This window comes from Cognatishimia sp. MH4019 (genome assembly GCF_020177595.1).
Taxonomy (GTDB): Bacteria; Pseudomonadota; Alphaproteobacteria; order Rhodobacterales; family Rhodobacteraceae; genus JAHTBL01.
Map to the genome: position 1 here is coordinate 470,424 of NZ_JAHTBL010000001.1, position 16,098 is coordinate 486,521.

Below are 16,098 nucleotides of genomic sequence, written 5' to 3' on the forward strand. Positions count from 1 at the left end.
GGGCGCAGCCTAGCCGCGCATCCGCGCCCCGTCAGCATCAAAAAGGGGCTCGGTGAGCAGGCGGGCCGGGCGGCGTTTGCCGAGGATCTCAATCTCGACCTCCAGCCCGTCTTGCGCTTGGTCGCGTGGCACGAAGCCCAGCGCGATGGATTTGCCAGCGTGATGGGAATAGCCGCCTGAGGTGCAGAAACCAACAACGTCATCGCCAATGAAAATGGGCTCATAGGCGGTGACATCGGCATCCTCGGCATCCACCTCGAAGGTGCAAAGCTGGCGGTCGGGCGGTGTCGCGCGGTCTGCCTCTGCGGCGGCACGGCCGATGAAATCCACGTTTTTCTTAAACCTGATGAAGCGGTCGAGGCCGGTTTCCGCAGCGGTGTAGTCGGGCGAAAACTCCGATAGCCACGAGCCGAAGAACTTGTCCAACCGCAGTGACATCATCGCGCGCATGCCGAAGGGTTTGATCCCCATTGGCTGGCCCGCCTCCCAAAGGGTCTGCCACAACGCGCGTTGCTCCATCGCGTCGACATAAATCTCGTAGCCCAGATCGCCTGTGTAGCTGACGCGCTGAACGATGGCGGTCGACAGCCCTATGGTCAGCTGGCGCACATCCATGAAGGCCATGTCGGTGACGTCTTCGCGCGTGACTGCTTGCAGGAGGTCGCGCGCGCGGGGACCTGCGATTTGAAAGCCGGTACGGCGGTCCGAGACATTGTCGAGCCTCACGTCGCCCTCAGGCGGATGCGCCATAAACCAGCGCATGTGATAGGCCTGCGCGCCGTAGGAGCCGGTAATCTGGAAATGCGTCTCTGACAGGCAAGAGATCGTGAAATCCCCGATCAGGCGGCCTTTTTCGGAAAGCATCGGCGTCAGTGACAGCCGCCCCGGTTTGGGAATGCGGCCTGCCATGACCCGGTCCAGCCAGTCGCGCGCGCCGGGGCCTTGCACGTCGTATTTGCCGAAGTTCTGGACTTCGTTAATGCCGACAGCCTCGCGCACGGCTTTGACTTCGCGGGCGGTTGCCTCAAACGCGTTGGAGCGGCGGAAGGACGGCGTTTCATAGCGCGGCTCGTCCCCTTGGGCGAAGTAATTGGCGACCTCCAGCCCGTATTGCTGACCCCAGACGGCACCTTGGGTGTCGAGCAGATCATAGCAAGGCGTCGTCCGACAGGGACGCGCGGCGGGGAGTTCTTCGTTCGGGTAGGAGACCGAGAAGCGGCGCTGATAGTTTTCGATCACTTTTGGCACCGTATAGCCTGGGGTAATCCAAGAGCCAAAACGGGCCACATCCATCGCGGTCACGTCGCGCTCTGGTTCGCCTTCGATCATCCATTGGGCCAGCGTCAGGCCCACGCCGCCGCCTTGGGAGAACCCAGCCATCACAGCACAAGCCGACCAGTAGTTGCGCATGCCGGGGACGGGGCCAACCAGCGGGTTGCCGTCGGGCGCAAAGGTGAACGGCCCGTGGATCACCGATTTAACGCCCGAGCGTTCGAGAACGGGGAAACGCTTATAGGCAAACTCAATCGAGTGTTCGATCTTGTCGAAATCGTCGGCCAGCAGTTCATGGCCGAAGTCCCAAGGCGTGCCGTTGACGGCCCAAGGACGGCAGGTTTGTTCATAAAAGCCGATGCACAGGCCGCGCCCTTCCTGCCGCAGATAGCTTTCGCCCGCGGGGTCCATGACGTGGGGATGTTCGCTGTCGCGCTCGTATATTTCGGGGATGTCGTCGGTGACGATATACTGGTGCTCCATTGGGAGAAGCGGGAAGTAAACGCCCGCCATTGCGCCCACTTCGCGCGCCCAGAGGCCCGCTGCATTGACGATATGTTCGGCGTGGACGGTGCCCTTGTCGGTCACCACATCCCAAGTGCCATCGGCGCGCTGAGTGGTGGCTTCGACCTTGCAATGGGTCACAATCTCGGCCCCGTTCATCCGTGCGCCTTTGGCGTAAGCATGTGTCGTGCCGGAGGGATCAAGGTGGCCGTCCAGTGGGTCGTAAAGCCCGCCGATAATGCCATCAATATTGGTCACAGGGGCGATTTTGGCGATTTCTTCGGGGCCAACGATTTCAGTCTCAAGCCCCATGTAGCGGTGCTTGGCGCGTTCCGCGACCAGCATGTCAAAGCGGTCTTGGTTATCGGCCAGCGTCACACCGCCCACATGGTGCAAGCCGCAGGACATGCCGGTCAGCTCTTCCAACTCGCGATATAGCCGGATCGTGTAGCCTTGAAGGGCCGCCATGTTGGTGTCGCCGTTCAGCGTATGAAACCCGCCTGCCGCATGCCATGTAGAGCCTGACGTCAACTCGGACCGTTCCAGCAGCATAACATCGGACCACCCCAGCTTGGTCAGGTGATACAGCACGGAACAGCCGACAACGCCGCCTCCGATAACGACAACGCGGGTGGTGGTTTTCATAAAGCTTTCTCCGGGCTGGGTTTACCCGCCCAAAGTGAGACGTGTCGCTGCTGAAGGATCGTCAAAACGCGACATCTTGCGTCGCATTCCTCAGCCGCATCCCGCGCGCTGCAATTCGCTTTGCGGCATTGACCCGGTACTGACAAAGCGGAACAGGCCGCGCAACTCAGGAAAGCTGGTCAAGAAATCCTCGATCCTGCCATCCGGGGAGCGTGTCGGGCGGCTGGTCGCGTCTTCCGGGTTCTGCACCATCATGCCGGATGCATAGACCACGTCACTGACATCAAGACCCAGATGAATGACTTCAAGCGTATCGGTTTCGGTCAGGCGGGTGACCTTGTCGTCATCCAACAGGCTTTGGGCTGGCAGAAAATTGGCTCGACACGCAAGCCCCGGGGCAAGCTGAAGATCATTGATATAGATCGAATGGGCGGGCATGAGCACCAGCGGATCTGTCGGGCAGCCGCGCCCGAACGCATCTGCGCAAACCTGAACCGGCAGGCTCTTTGGGTTATCAGCAAGTGTGTGGATTTGCCGGCGTGCGATCCACCGCACGGGCTGCATCCCGTGATGCATCGTCCAGAGCAGATCGCCTGCGGTCAGCTTTTCGACGGGGATAATACCCGCACGGCCAAGCATCTTGGTGCCGGTCACAAAGCCCGAGAGAGGTGTGTCCACGCGCAATTGGCTTGCCCGGTCGCCGGGAAACCCATTGAGTGCCAGAACGACCCGGGGGCCGCCATGCAGACCGAAAACGATGCAGGCAGGCGCGCAAAAAGCCGGGTCGCGCAAATCGCTGGCCAATGGGCGCAAAAGATCAGGAGTGCCGTCTGTATCGGCGATGTGCAGCGCATAGCTGTCGCCGGTCTGGTGCAGCACAGCGTGGCCCGTCTCATGGGTCAGCGCGGTAAGGTTTGACAACGCGTCCAGATGGTCAGGAGCTGTTGTGCTCCGAAGAGGCCCGAACTGGGCAAGTTGGGATAAAGATAAAGAAAAGAAGTTACCAGTCACAGTCACACTCCTTTTGATAGGGGCGGAAAACTGCCTAAGGTTGTTTTATTCGCAGCAATTGCGGCAGAAACAAGGCCTTGGCAACAGTCTTTCTGAAAAACCTGTCCTGTTTCCGCAAAGTAGGGGGGATTGCTGGAAAAATAGGCGAAAATCCGCATCCTCTCTGGCTTTCGCGGGTGCAGCGACTATGCTGCAGTGCAACAGAAATCTCTAGGACATTGCCATGACACTCACCGGAAAAACCGCCATCATCACGGGGTCAAACTCCGGCATCGGCCTTGGAATCGCCCGCGAGTTGGCCAAGGCGGGCGCGGATGTGGTGCTTAACAGCTTCTCTGACAATGACGAGGATCATGCCATCGCCAAAGAGATCGCGGACGAGACCGGAACCAACACCCGCTATATTCAGGCCGATATGTCAAAAGGCGATCAATGCCGCGCCTTGGTCGAGAAAGCGGGAGCCTGCGATATCCTGATCAACAATGCAGGCATTCAGCATGTCTCGGGCATTGATGAGTTTCCGACCGAGAAATGGGACGCAATTATTGCGATCAACATGTCGTCGGCCTTTCATACGACAGCCGCCGCGTTGCCGATGATGCGCAAGGCCGGTTGGGGGCGGGTGATTAACATCGCCTCGGCACATGGATTGACGGCCTCTCCTTACAAGTCCGCCTATGTCGCGGCGAAGCACGGTGTGGTCGGGCTGACAAAAGTGACCGCTCTGGAAACTGCGCAGGAGCCGATCACGGCGAATGCGATTTGCCCGGGTTATGTAATGACCCCGCTGGTCGAGGCGCAAATCCCCGACACGATGGAAAAATACAACATGGACCGGGAAACCGCGATCAAAGAGGTCATGCTGACGCGCCAGCCCTCCAAAGAGTTTGCAACGACCGAGCAGATGGGCGGCACCGCTGTCTTCCTGTGTTCGGACGCAGCAGCGCAGATCACCGGGACAACCATCAGCGTTGATGGCGGCTGGACGGCATTGTGAGCGCGACCAAGACCAAACCCAAACGCATTAACCTTGCGCTTCAAGGTGGCGGGGCACATGGCGCGTTCACTTGGGGCGTGCTGGACCGCATTCTGGAGGATGACCGGATCGAGATTGCCGCAATGTCAGGCACCTCTGCCGGTGCGCTGAACGGTGCGGCGGTCAAATCGGGCCTCGTTCAAGGTGGGGCCACGCAGGCGCGCGAGAATCTCGACTGGCTTTGGGGGCAGGTGGGTGCGATCAATGATATGCGCCTGGCCAGTTGGATGACGACCACGGGTCCGGGTCCCGGCGTGGTGGCCAAGTCGTTGGAATACTCCTTGCCTTTCTCGGTCATCGACGGGGCGACACGGATGCTCAGCCCCTATACCTACGGCCCGTTCTATCAAAACCCACTGCGCCGCATCGTTGAGCGGTTTGAGTATGATGCGGTTTGCGCGGATGGAGGCCCGCAATTTCATGTCTGCGCGACAAATGTGCGCTCGGGCAAGATCCGGGTCTTCACCCGCGATGAAATTTCGACCGATGTCATTCTGGCCTCGGCCTGCCTTCCGACGCTCTTTCAGGCGGTGGAATTCACAGATCCCAAAACGGGCAAGATGGAGGCGTTTTGGGATGGCGGTTATACCGGAAATCCCGCGCTTTTCCCGCTTTATCATGAGGACTTGCCGCGCGACATCGTCGTGGTCAATATCAACCCGCTGCATCGCGAAGAGCTGCCTTTGACCGCGCAGGCCATCCAGAACCGCATCAACGAGATCAGCTTTAACTCATCGCTCCTGCGCGAGATGCGCGCGATTTCCTTTGTAAAGCGCTTGATTGCGCAAGGCCGGATGGATCGCGATCAGATGCGCGATCCGCTGGTTCATATGATCGCCGATGACGGGCTGATGAATGAGCTGAGCGTGGCCACAAAGCTCGTGCCTTCTGCCTATATCCTCGCCACACTCAAAGACGCCGGGCGCGCGGCGGCAACCGCGTTTCTGAATGCCCATTTCGATGATCTGGGCGCGGTGGATACAGTCGATCTTGAAGAGATGTTCGGTTAGGCTTGGCGCGATCCGCCCCGGACCTGATCCGGGGTCTCGCGCTAACCCTGTCGGTCGCGAGAATACTGACGCGCACCCGGAACAGGGGACAGCCATGCCTCGCGGCGCAGGGTCCAACACTCATATTCCGGTGTAAACTGGTCTGGCATGTCCATCGCACCCAGATGCAGCTCAATCTCGTTTTCGGTGCGCGCAAAGACGGAGGATCCGCAGGTTTTGCAGCTATGACGACCCGCGTGATCCAGCGTTTCGCCTGTAAGTGTTACGGCCTTTTCAGGATAGATTGCGGCGGCATAGAACACTGCGCCGTGATGCTTGCGGCAATCCAGACAATGGCAGATCCCGACGCGGTCTGGCTGGCCTTGCGCTGAAAACCGCACTGCCCCGCAGGCGCATCCTCCGGTGACGGCGGCCATTTAGCTGGCCAGTTCCTTGACCTTCTCGGGCGTGATCTCAGGGGCTTTGTCGTCGCCATTGGGATAAACAAGCCCTGCCGAGATCACCAGTTTCGCCGCATCTTCGACAGTCATATCCAGCTCGATAATGTCTGCGGTGGGAAAGAACAGCAAAAACCCCGAGGTCGGGTTTGGTGTCGTTGGTACGAAGACAGAGGTCATCGGTCCGCTATCGGCCTTTGCTGCAACCTCACCTTTGGCGGTCGTAGAGATGAAGCCAATCGCCCAGATGCCTTTGCGGGGATATTCGATCAGGCAGGCCGTGTCGAAGCTTGTTTCGGTCTGGGCAAACACCGTCTCGGCGATCTGTTTCACACCATTATAGATCGAGCGCACGACAGGGGTGCGGTTCACCAGATGCTCGGCCCAGCTAATCAGAGAGCGACCCAGCAGGCCCTTGGCCATCCAGCCCACGATGATGGTGAAGATCAGGAAGAAGATCACACCGACGCCGCGCAGATTGATACCGATATACTGCTCGGGCTGCCATTGTGCCGGCACCAGTGGCAGCACGAAGCCGTCGATCCAGCCAACGACCGTCCAGATCAGCCAGATCGTCAGCCCGATGGGCGCGACCACGACCAGCCCGGTCAAAAAGCTCGACCGAAGGCGTGCGAAGAGGCCCGGTTTGCGGGGCGGTGGCACTTGCTCGTCAAATGGGGTGGTCATCAGGCGTCCTTGGCAGTGCCCGAAAGCGGTGGGCCTTTTGAAAATAGGGAGTTTTTGGCAGCTCTACAATGCGGCTTTCGGGCGTCGCGCTGCGTTTGAGCCGATTTAGCCGTGATCGCCTGCGGATTGGGCAGCCAAAGCGCCTGCGATTTGTGCGGCAAGTCGGGCGTTGTTCAGCACCAGCGCGATATTGGCCGTGAGCGACGCGCCTTCGGTCAGCTCAAAAAGACGGCCCAGAAGGAACGGTGTGACGTCTTTGGCGGTGATGTTTTGTGCGTCGGCCTCGGCCAGTGCCTGCTCGATCAGCGGGGCCAGCGTTTCGTGCGGGATCTGCGCGCCTTGCGGGATCGGGTTGGTGACCAATTGGCCACCAGGCAAACCCATGGCGGCGCGTGTCAGATGCGCTTTGGCGATTTGATCTGGGGTATCCATACGCAGCGGCGCGGGCAAGGGGGAGGTGGCGGACCAAAAGGCGGGCAGACTGTCTTGGCCGTAGGCGATGACCGGTACGCCGAGGGTCTCAAGCACTTCGAATGTCTTGGGCAAATCAAGGATCGCTTTCGCGCCTGCGGCCACGACGGTTACCGGCGTTTGCGCCAGTTCCTGCAAATCAGCAGAAACGTCGAACGAGCGTTCCGCGCCGCGATGCACACCGCCGATGCCGCCTGTGGCGAAAACGCCGATCTCGGCAAGATGGGCTGCGATCATGGTCGCCGCGACGGTTGTGGCGCCCGTGCCGCCAGTTGCAATGCACGCCGCGATATCCGCGCGGGAGAGTTTGGCGACGCCGGTCGCCTGGCCCAGCGTCTCCAGCATGTCGTCGCTCAACCCGATATGCAGATCGCCGTCGATCACCGCTATGGTCGCGGGAACCGCCCCTTCGGCACGCACCTCAGCCTCGACCGCACGGGCGGTTTCCACATTTTGCGGATAGGGCATCCCGTGGGTGATGATCGTCGATTCAAGTGCCACGACCGCGCGGCCTTCGGCCAAAGCCGCCGCCACATCTGGTGTCATCACCATGGGAAAGCTCATGCGACAGCCTCGCCAGAGACGTAAGCCGCAGCCGCCCCAATCGCGGCGGTCAGCGCGAGGGCGCGATCAGCGCCCTGGTATTCGGCAGCCAAATGAGCGGCCATGAACGTGTCGCCCGCGCCTGTGATGCGCTTGACACAAACCTCGGGTGGGATTTGCGTCATCAGATCGCCTTGGTGCAACTCGCACGCCACCGCACTGCCATCGGTGACAAGCACTCGCGCGGCCCCGCGCTTGGACAAAGCCAAGGCGGCTTCTGGCGCGCTGTCAAATGTCGTCCCGCATAGCAGACCGGCTTCTTCGCAGTTAACGTAGAGCGTGGCGTTGGGCCGGGCCAAAAGCGGCGCAAGCCGTTCCGCCTTGCCGGGTGAGGCCGGGGCGACCCGCAGATCGGCTTTGGCAAAAGCAGGGGAGGTCGCGATCTCGGCCAACACCTCTTCAGTCAGGTTGCCGTCCAGCGCGATGATCCCCTCGTAAGGGACGTCATCTTTGGCCAAGGGGCCTTGCGTGATCGGGATCAGGATCGTGTTGCCGGCAGCCTCCAGCGAATGGGCATCGGCGACGGCAGCGACCAGCCCACCGGGGCCTTCGATGGCCATATAACGGTCAGTCGGTTGATCTTTGGAGACGTGGATATATTCCGTCACCATCCCCATCTCGGTCGCTTTGGCGACCAGTTGCGCGCCTTGCGGGTCATCTCCAATTGCGCTCAGCAAGGCGGGTGTCAGCCCCATTTCGCGTAGGGTCATGGCCACATTCATCGCCACACCGCCGGGGATCATCGTAATCCGGCCTGGCACATCCGAGCCGACCCGCATCTCTCGCTCAGACCGGCCGATCACGTCCCACAACACCGCGCCGATGCAAATAATATCAAATCCGTCCTTCATGGTCGCTTGATGCAAGGGTTTGCGCGCCCTTGCAAGGACTTGCGTTCGCGCCTTTGCGTCAGAAGAGGTTAATCCAAGATATCGCCCGACATTGTCCTTGCAATTGGGCAAAAGCTGACGTAATTCGCGCTCACTTCGCAGACGGGGTCGGGCCGATGGGGGAGACATCCTCAAAGGTCCACCGGTTGGGTTTACGCCCGAAAGCCCCGTCGAGGATTGAAACCGGAAAGGAAAACGGACATGGCTCTTCCTGAGTTCACCATGCGCCAGCTGCTTGAAGCGGGCGTTCACTTTGGTCACCAAACACAGCGCTGGAACCCGCGGATGGCAGAGTTCATCTACGGCGACCGCAACGGCATCCACATCATGGATCTGACGCAGACCGTCCCGATGCTGGACGCCGCACTGAACGTCGTGCGCGAAACCGCTGCCAAAGGTGGCCGCATTCTGTTCGTCGGCACCAAGCGTCAGGCCCAGCGCCCCGTCGCGGAAGCCGCCGAGAAATGCGCACAGTATTACATGAACCACCGTTGGCTGGGCGGCACGCTTACCAACTGGAAAACCGTCAGCCAGTCGATCAATCGCCTCAAGCAGATCGACGAAGCCCTTGAAGGTGGCGCCGAAGGCCTCACCAAGAAAGAGCGTCTGGGCATGGAGCGTGACCAGGCCAAGCTGCAAGCCTCGCTGGGTGGTATCCGCGAAATGGGCGGTGTGCCGGACCTGCTGTTCGTCATCGACGTCAAGAAAGAGGATCTGGCGATCCTCGAAGCCAAAAAGCTGGGCATTCCGGTTGTGGCCATTGTCGACACCAACTGCTCGCCTGATGGCATCGACTATATCGTCCCCGGCAATGACGACGCGGCCCGCGCCATCGCGCTTTATTGCGATCTGGTCAGCCGTGCAGCGCTTGACGGTATGAGCGCCCAGATGGGTGCTGCTGGCATCGACATCGGTGAGTTCGAAGAAGCTCCGGTTGAAGAAGCCGTTGCCGAAGCGCCTGCCGAAGCTGCCGCCGAAGCGCCTGCTGAGAGCTGAGCGACGTCGCAATTCTGATACGGGCGGCTTATATGCCGCACGTTTATTGATACGGGCGGTTCATCTACCGCCCGGGCCACCCTGATTTAGAGGATGAAAACCATGGCAATCACTGCTGCATTGGTAAAAGAGCTGCGCGACACCACCGGCGCTGGCATGATGGACGCGAAAAAAGCGCTGACCGAAACAGATGGCGATATGGATGCCGCTGTTGACTGGTTGCGCACCAAGGGTCTGGCGAAAGCCGCCAAGAAATCCGGCCGCACGGCTGCCGAAGGTCTGGTGGCTGTCAAAGTCGAAGGCGGGAAAGGCGTTGCGGTTGAGGTGAACTCCGAGACCGATTTCGTCGGCAAGAACGCCGAGTTCCAGGAAATGGTCGCCGGTATCGCAGACGTGGCAATGGGTGTGTCCGATGTGGACGCGCTGAAGGCGGCTGACATGGGCGGCAAGACCGTCGAAGACGTTGTGACCGCCAAAGTCGCCACGATCGGCGAGAATATGAGCGTTCGCCGTATGGCCGCGCTGCAGGGCGACACGGTTGTCTCTTATGTGCACAACGCGGTGACCGACGGCATGGGCAAGATCGGTGTTCTGGTCGCGCTGAAAGGTGATGACAATGGCATCGGCAAGCAGATCGCGATGCACATCGCCGCTGTGAACCCCGCCTCGCTGGGTGCTGACGATCTGGACCCGACCGTGGTTGAGCGCGAAAAGCAGGTTCTGACCGAGCAGGCCCGCGAAAGCGGCAAGCCTGAGCAGGTGATCGAGAAGATGATCGAAGGCCGGATGAAGAAGTTCCTGTCCGAAGTCACGCTTCTGGGCCAGTCCTTTGTCGTGAACCCCGACCTGACGGTTGAGGCTGCTGCAAAGGAAGCCGGCGTTGAAGTGCTGGGCTTCAAGCGCCTGGAAGTCGGCGAGGGCATCGAGAAGGTCGAAGAAGACTTCGCCGCTGAAGTTGCCAAGGCAGCCCAAGGCTAAGTCCTTTCAATACCGAAAGTAAAAAGGCGCTGCCCCGGTTGGGACAGCGCCTTTTTTACTGGTCTTGCTGTAACTCGTTACCCTTTCGAAAAAAGCGGCACCGACCTGGGGAGATCGATGCCGCTAAATCCACGCCCCGACTTGTTGGGATGGGCGAGGCGCTTCAATTCTGCTGACTGTACAACGCGACCAATAACGTCTTGCGCCAGCTGCCCGGCAGAACCGGGACCGAGATGGAGAGCCTCGCTATTACGAGGGTTCGCACCCCAAAGTTCCCTGGCCTTAGGCCACCACTCACGGAACATCTGTAACATGCCTAACGTCTTGCCGTAGGGGAAGGCACTGTCCTGTCACGGTTTCAAAATTCACGGAGATTTCACGCTCCGACTGCACTTTTTTTGCCCAGATGGTCAATAATGGCATCGATCGCGAGTGTGTATCCAATTGCACCAAAACCACAAATTTGGCCCACTGCAACCTGAGCGATAAAAGACTTTTGTCGAAACGCCTCACGCGCGTGAATGTTGCTCAAATGAAGCTCGATTACAGGGATTTCGACGGATTGTATCGCATCCATCAACGCCACTGATGTGTGGGTGTACGCGCCCGCATTCAAGATGATTCCCTTGTGGGTACCTTTGGCTGCGTGGATCAGATCAAGCATCTCACCTTCATGGTTGGTTTGTGCGAACGCGATACTGATGCCGCGGGTCTTTGCATGGGCGGTGCAAGCGGCCTCAATGTCGGCCAGGGTCGTTGCGCCGTAAACCTCTGGCTGGCGGGTGCCCAGCAGGTTCAGGTTCGGTCCGTTCAGGATCAGCAATGACGTCATGACGCGCTCCTATTTTGCGGCTTTGTAGCGCTGTGCCTTGCGCGCTGTCGAGGCCAGCGTGCGAAGACGGCGCTATTGTGGTGTAAAATCAACGCGCTTGCGCTCAGGGCTTATGTCGCGTGGGGGCGGGGCCGCGATAGGTGGCGGTCTGGTCGCCTGGCAGCTCATCGGGGGAATAGACGCCCAGCAACACGCCTGTATCACGCCCCGGCCCATGGCGCGCGGCGATATCAGCGTCCGAAACGGTGACGCGCTGTGACATCCGCCGCGCCCAGCTGTTGAGCTTTTCGTAAAGTGCCGCGCGCTGATTTACATAGGCCGGGTCGCCGCCCAGATCGACCAACTCATCAGGATCATGTCGCAGATCATAGAGCATGGGGCGAAAGCCGCCCTCACAATGGACCATCTTCCAGTCATGATCGGCGACCATGATAAGCCGCGCATCTTTGGGCGCGACATCCAGCGACTTGGCGACGGGATGGGCGGAGTAATCATATTCGCTGATCACATAGTCCCGCAGGCTGCCGGCCGTGGTACCCTGCAGATAGGGCAGGAGGGAACGGCCTTCCACGATATGCTCTGGCACAGCGCCACCTGCCGCGTCGATAATTGTCGCGGTGACGTCAATCGCCTCGACCAGCGCGTCGCAGGTTGTCCCGCGGGTCGCATCTGCGCTGGTGCGAGGGTCATAGACAATCAGCGGCACCTTGACCGAGGGCGCATGGAAGAGGTCTTTCTCGCCCATCCAGTGATCGCCCAGATAGTCGCCATGATCTGAAGTAACGATGATCATCGTATCATCCGCGCGTCTGCTGTCTTCGAGATAGGCAAAGAGCCGTCCCATCTGGTCATCGCATTGCTTGATCAGCCCCATATAGGCCGGGATCACCGCCTCTCGGACAGCATCGCGCGCAAAGCTTTGGCCGACACGGCCTGCGGTGAAGGCCGCATAGATGGGGTGTGGGTCGTCCAGCTCTGCCTCTGCGCGGGTGACGGGCAGGATGTCATCTACCCCGTAGAGATCGTTATAGGGCGCTGGCACGATATAGGGCCAGTGGGGTTTGATGTAGCTGACATGGGCGCACCACGGGCCGTCTGTGGCCTCCATAAAGGCGATCGCTTTAGAGGTCAGCCACGGCGTCTCGCTATCCTGTTCATCAATATTGGCCGCATGGCGGGCGTTCTGCATGAACCAGCCGCTGGTCATCTCGCCGTCCTCAACCCCGGCATTGGCATGGGAGGCCCAAGGGTTCTCGGTGCCGTAGCCCTTGGCTTTGAGGTATTCATTATAGGGGCTGCGCTTTGTGTCATAGAAGCCGTCCGGCCCTTGCGCCCAAAGCCCATCATCGCGGCACCAGACATCAAAACCGCATTCGGCCTGCCGTGCACCAATAACGCTGTTGGGGGCGAGGCCGAGCCGTTCCATCCCTTTGGCGTCCACCGTCATATGGGTTTTGCCGACCAGCCAGCACCCCGTGCCACCCGCGCGCAAATGATCGCCTAAGGTCACTTCGCCGACGCGCAAGGGAAAGCCGTTCCAGGCCGCGCCATGGCTGCTGACATAGCGACCCGTATAAGCGCTCATCCGCGCGGCACCACAGATCGGCGATTGGGTGTAGGCGTTGGTAAAGCGCACGCCCTTGGCAGCGAGCCGGTCGATATGGGGCGTGTGCAGATGCGGATGGCCTGCACAGCTCAGGTAATCAAACCGCAACTGGTCAAACATGATGTAAAGGATGTTCATGGGCGGGATCGTAAGCGCGCGGCGGGCGAGCGCAAGCTCAGACCGGGATCAGGTCTGCCAGTTTCAGGCGCTGGATTTTGCCCGACGGACCTTTGGGTAACTCGTTCAGGAAATGGACGGCATCCGGGGCTTTGAACGCGCCCACGCGTTCGGCACACAGCGCAATCAGCGCTTTGGCGTTCAGGTCAGAGCCTTCGCGGATGCGCACGGCAGCCTCAATCCGCTCGCCGTAGCTGGCGCAAGGGCGCGCGAAAGCGGCGGCCTCGATCACGTCGGGGTGCGAATAGAGCGCCTCATCGACTTCGCGGGGGGCGACGTTTTCACCGCCCTTGATGATCAGCTCTTTCAGACGACCGGTGACGAAGACATAGCCATCGGAGTCCATTTTCGCGAGGTCGCCCGTGCGCAGCCAACCGTTGCGGAAGGTGGCCGCGGTGGCCTCTGGATTCTTGAGATACTCCAGCAGCGTGTTGGGGCCACGCACGACAATCTCCCCTTCGGTGTCGGCGGGCAGGGCGGTGCCATCGGGCCCCTGAATCGCGACCTCACAGCCATACGCTTGCCCCGGAGAGCCGATCTTGCGCGTGGCGGGGGGTAATGGGTTCGACAGGATTTGTGCGGCGGTTTCGGTCAGGCCCATCGTCTCGACAATCGGTATCGAAAAGCGGGCTTCAAACGCGGACTGTGTCTCGACGGCGAGCGCGGACGAGGCAGAGCGTCCAAACCGGATGGCGGCTTTGGCTTGGGCGGAGGGGTCGGCTTCGCCATGAAGAAGATGCGATATGATCGTTGGCACGGCAGAGAACCATGTCACGCCACCCGTCTCGGCCTGGGTCCAGAACCGGGACGCGGAAAAGCGCGAGACCATGGCGAGCGAGCCGCCCGACACGAGGCTGCCCATCACCGACACGCAAAGCCCGTTGATGTGATAGATCGGTAGCACGCAGAACCCGCGATCCTGTGGGTTCAACGCATGTGCGATGGCGGTGGTCCAGCCGCCAGCGAGCAAGCTCGCATGGGTGTGCACCACGCCTTTCGGCGTCCCCGTCGTGCCGGAGGTATACATCAGCAAGGCGTGATCATCGGGGCTGACGGCGTGGAGCAGAGCGTTGGATTGGCCCGTTAGCCCAACGGCTTCGGTGCTCGGGCTTTTGGCAGCCTCAAAAAGGGCGGCGCAGCTCTCATGCACGAAGGCAAAGCGGGCCTCCGAATGCTCCAACGCGTAGGAAATAGCGTCACGACCAGCGGCGAGGTTGATCATTGTGGCGCGAAACCCGCCATAAAGCGCGCCGTAAAAGGCCGTCACGGCTTCGGCACTGTTTGGGGCGATCACGGCGACGCTTTCGCCTTTCACAACACCCTTGGCAGTGAGTGTCTGGGCAAATCCGCGCGCATCATGGCGCAGGGCGGCCCAGCTTAGATCGGTGCCTGTTTCGGGGAAGTAGACGGCGACCCCACCGGCCTCTGCGCGCGCGTCCAGCCAGTCGCGCACGGTGCCAAGTGGTGGCCTGTGCGGGTCGAGCTTCATGATCCTGCAACGCTCCAATAGTCGGCAAAGATATCGTCTAGTGATGGCTCCCGTGCGGGGATTTCGCGCACGATCTTGGTGGTTTGCAGAAAGTGCTTCCAATGCAGGTTTTCGTCGATGACGTTGCCGCCCCACGCCCCGCACCCCATGCTGAGCGAGAAGGGCATGCCGTTGGTGAAAGCGCCGCCGGTGGCGAATGTATGTGCTTGATTGACGATGATCCGGCTGGTGGGGATCGTGGTGGCAAGCAGCATCACACGATCCGCATCGGTGGAGTGAATCCCGACCGAATGACCGGCCCCTTGGTGCAGTTGTAATGCGCGCGTCGTCTCTACCGCGGCGTCAAAATCAGATGCGCGGTAGAGCGCCAGCACGCGGCTGAGTTTCTCACCACTGAGGGGATGATCGGGGCCGATGCCCTGGGTGGGCACGGCGATATACTCGGTCCCTTCGGGCACGCGGCCTTGAAGGTCCAAGGCTGCGATCATGGGCGCCGCGTCTTGCGCAATGACTTCGCGGTTCAAATGGCCATCCGGCCAGAGCTTAGCGACGATCCCGGCCTCATCATCGACAAGCGCGCCGCCAGCTTGTGACATGGCCGCAACGAACGCGTTATAGACGGCGTCAACCACCACCACTGCGTTCTCGGATGAGCAGGACGTGGCGTTGTCAAACGTCTTGGAGGCGCGAATCTTCTCGGCAGCGGCGGCCAGATCGGCGGTCTCATCCACGATAACGGTGACATTGCCCGCGCCGACGGCCACCGCAGGGGTGCCGCAGGTTTGCGCTCGGCGGACGTTGTTCTGGCTACCTGTGCAAATGACCTTGTCGCAGGTCTCCATCAGGCGTTGTGTTTTCTCTTTGGAGCCGGGGGCCGGGATCATCTGCACCAGATCCGGGTCTTCGCCGATCTTGGCGAACTCGGCGTGGATAAACTGCAAAAGCCGCTCGCAAGAGGCCACGCCCTTCGGTGACGGGGCCACGACAATCGCGTTGCCGCATTTCAGCGCATTGATGATGTTATTGGCGGGCGTTGCAGCCGGATTTGTCGAGGGAACAATCGCACCGATCACGCCCATGGGGCGCGCGATCTCGGTGATGCCGCTCGCTTCGTCATCCTTGATAACGCCAAAAGTCGTCACGCCCTGAATGTCGCGCAGAAGACCAAGCGTCTTGCGGTGGTTCTTGGTAATCTTGTCTGCCACATTGCCCAGCCCGGTTGTCTGCACTGCAAGCTCAGCCAGCTCGCGGTTGCGGTCAGGCTCCATGATGGCCCAGCCGACAGCTTGCGCCGCAAGGTCATAGCGCGCCTGCGATCCATTTGCCTCAAACCGTGCTTGCGCAGCGCGGGCGCGGGCGAGAATAGCGTCAAGTTCAGACAGAGGGTCGGGGGCATTCATGGCGTTGGCTTTCATAAGTGGCGCCGCCCCGAATGGGCAGGACGACGCCTGTGG

14 protein-coding genes are annotated in these 16,098 nt (G+C 60.4%); 4 read left to right on the plus strand and 10 right to left on the minus strand.

Annotated elements, in window-relative coordinates:
• Positions 1-9 precede the first annotated feature (9 nt).
• Both KUW67_RS02305 and KUW67_RS18460 read right to left on the minus strand, forming a co-directional pair.
• Entirely contained in the window at positions 10-2,421 is a 2,412-nt protein-coding gene (locus tag KUW67_RS02305; RefSeq protein WP_224823643.1) for an FAD-dependent oxidoreductase, read from the minus strand.
• Between the two features lie 90 nt (positions 2,422-2,511).
• Positions 2,512-3,432, minus strand: a complete 921-nt coding sequence (locus KUW67_RS18460; RefSeq protein ID WP_224823644.1) for a Hint domain-containing protein — start codon at positions 3,430-3,432, stop codon at positions 2,512-2,514.
• A 223-nt stretch (positions 3,433-3,655) separates the two neighbouring features.
• Here KUW67_RS18460 and KUW67_RS02315 point away from each other — a divergent pair, with 223 nt between their 5' ends.
• Complete coding sequence (locus tag KUW67_RS02315) at positions 3,656-4,429, plus strand: 3-hydroxybutyrate dehydrogenase (RefSeq protein WP_224823645.1); 774 nt, start codon at positions 3,656-3,658, stop codon at positions 4,427-4,429.
• Positions 4,426-5,478: a patatin-like phospholipase family protein gene (locus KUW67_RS02320; protein WP_224823646.1), complete on the plus strand. Its 1,053-nt coding sequence runs from the start codon at positions 4,426-4,428 to the stop codon at positions 5,476-5,478. The genes KUW67_RS02315 and KUW67_RS02320 overlap by 4 nt, the downstream gene beginning before the upstream one ends.
• Before the next feature lie 41 nt (positions 5,479-5,519).
• Here the strand turns inward: KUW67_RS02320 and KUW67_RS02325 are convergent, their stop codons facing one another.
• The 4 genes from KUW67_RS02325 to KUW67_RS02340 all read right to left on the minus strand — a co-directional run bounded on the left by KUW67_RS02325 (position 5,520) and on the right by KUW67_RS02340 (position 8,527).
• Positions 5,520-5,894, minus strand: a complete 375-nt coding sequence (locus tag KUW67_RS02325) for a GFA family protein (protein ID WP_224823647.1) — start codon at positions 5,892-5,894, stop codon at positions 5,520-5,522.
• Complete coding sequence (locus KUW67_RS02330; protein WP_224823648.1) at positions 5,895-6,602, minus strand: DUF502 domain-containing protein; 708 nt, start codon at positions 6,600-6,602, stop codon at positions 5,895-5,897.
• A 105-nt stretch (positions 6,603-6,707) separates the two neighbouring features.
• Positions 6,708-7,637: a pseudouridine-5'-phosphate glycosidase gene (locus KUW67_RS02335; protein ID WP_224823649.1), complete on the minus strand. Its 930-nt coding sequence runs from the start codon at positions 7,635-7,637 to the stop codon at positions 6,708-6,710.
• On the minus strand, positions 7,634-8,527 hold the full coding sequence (locus KUW67_RS02340; protein ID WP_224823650.1) for a PfkB family carbohydrate kinase: 894 nt from the start codon (positions 8,525-8,527) through the stop codon (positions 7,634-7,636). Before KUW67_RS02340 ends, KUW67_RS02335 begins: the two co-directional genes overlap by 4 nt.
• Before the next feature lie 240 nt (positions 8,528-8,767).
• On the opposite strand from KUW67_RS02340, the gene rpsB reads away from it, so the two are divergent.
• The gene (gene rpsB / locus KUW67_RS02345) at positions 8,768-9,562 is read left to right on the plus strand and encodes a 30S ribosomal protein S2 (RefSeq protein ID WP_224823651.1); all 795 of its coding nucleotides are present in this window, start codon (positions 8,768-8,770) and stop codon (positions 9,560-9,562) included.
• Between the two features lie 102 nt (positions 9,563-9,664).
• Positions 9,665-10,540 (plus strand): translation elongation factor Ts, encoded by an 876-nt coding sequence (gene tsf / locus KUW67_RS02350; RefSeq protein ID WP_224823652.1) that lies wholly within the window; start codon positions 9,665-9,667, stop codon positions 10,538-10,540.
• A 376-nt stretch (positions 10,541-10,916) separates the two neighbouring features.
• Here tsf and aroQ read toward each other — a convergent pair whose 3' ends face one another.
• The 4 genes from aroQ to KUW67_RS02370 all read right to left on the minus strand — a co-directional run bounded on the left by aroQ (position 10,917) and on the right by KUW67_RS02370 (position 16,044).
• Entirely contained in the window at positions 10,917-11,372 is a 456-nt protein-coding gene (gene aroQ / locus KUW67_RS02355) for a type II 3-dehydroquinate dehydratase (protein WP_224823653.1), read from the minus strand.
• Between the two features lie 103 nt (positions 11,373-11,475).
• Positions 11,476-13,116, minus strand: coding sequence for a sulfatase-like hydrolase/transferase (locus KUW67_RS02360; protein ID WP_224823654.1), 1,641 nt, complete (start codon positions 13,114-13,116; stop codon positions 11,476-11,478).
• A 37-nt stretch (positions 13,117-13,153) separates the two neighbouring features.
• On the minus strand, positions 13,154-14,644 hold the full coding sequence (locus KUW67_RS02365) for an AMP-binding protein (RefSeq protein WP_224823655.1): 1,491 nt from the start codon (positions 14,642-14,644) through the stop codon (positions 13,154-13,156).
• Entirely contained in the window at positions 14,641-16,044 is a 1,404-nt protein-coding gene (locus KUW67_RS02370; RefSeq protein ID WP_224823813.1) for an aldehyde dehydrogenase family protein, read from the minus strand. The genes KUW67_RS02365 and KUW67_RS02370 overlap by 4 nt, the downstream gene beginning before the upstream one ends.
• Between the last annotated feature and the right edge of the window lie 54 nt (positions 16,045-16,098).

Coding starts and splice junctions, on each gene's coding strand:
- KUW67_RS02305 (WP_224823643.1), bottom strand. CDS start 2,421: ATGAAAACCACCACCCGCGTTGTCGTTATCGGAGGCGGCGTTGTCGGC.
- KUW67_RS02315 (WP_224823645.1), top strand. CDS start 3,656: ATGACACTCACCGGAAAAACCGCCATCATCACGGGGTCAAACTCCGGC.
- KUW67_RS02325 (WP_224823647.1), bottom strand. CDS start 5,894: ATGGCCGCCGTCACCGGAGGATGCGCCTGCGGGGCAGTGCGGTTTTCA.
- KUW67_RS02330 (WP_224823648.1), bottom strand. CDS start 6,602: ATGACCACCCCATTTGACGAGCAAGTGCCACCGCCCCGCAAACCGGGC.
- KUW67_RS02335 (WP_224823649.1), bottom strand. CDS start 7,637: ATGAGCTTTCCCATGGTGATGACACCAGATGTGGCGGCGGCTTTGGCC.
- KUW67_RS02340 (WP_224823650.1), bottom strand. CDS start 8,527: ATGAAGGACGGATTTGATATTATTTGCATCGGCGCGGTGTTGTGGGAC.
- rpsB (WP_224823651.1), top strand. CDS start 8,768: ATGGCTCTTCCTGAGTTCACCATGCGCCAGCTGCTTGAAGCGGGCGTT.
- tsf (WP_224823652.1), top strand. CDS start 9,665: ATGGCAATCACTGCTGCATTGGTAAAAGAGCTGCGCGACACCACCGGC.
- aroQ (WP_224823653.1), bottom strand. CDS start 11,372: ATGACGTCATTGCTGATCCTGAACGGACCGAACCTGAACCTGCTGGGC.
- KUW67_RS02360 (WP_224823654.1), bottom strand. CDS start 13,116: ATGAACATCCTTTACATCATGTTTGACCAGTTGCGGTTTGATTACCTG.
- KUW67_RS02365 (WP_224823655.1), bottom strand. CDS start 14,644: ATGAAGCTCGACCCGCACAGGCCACCACTTGGCACCGTGCGCGACTGG.
- KUW67_RS02370 (WP_224823813.1), bottom strand. CDS start 16,044: ATGAATGCCCCCGACCCTCTGTCTGAACTTGACGCTATTCTCGCCCGC.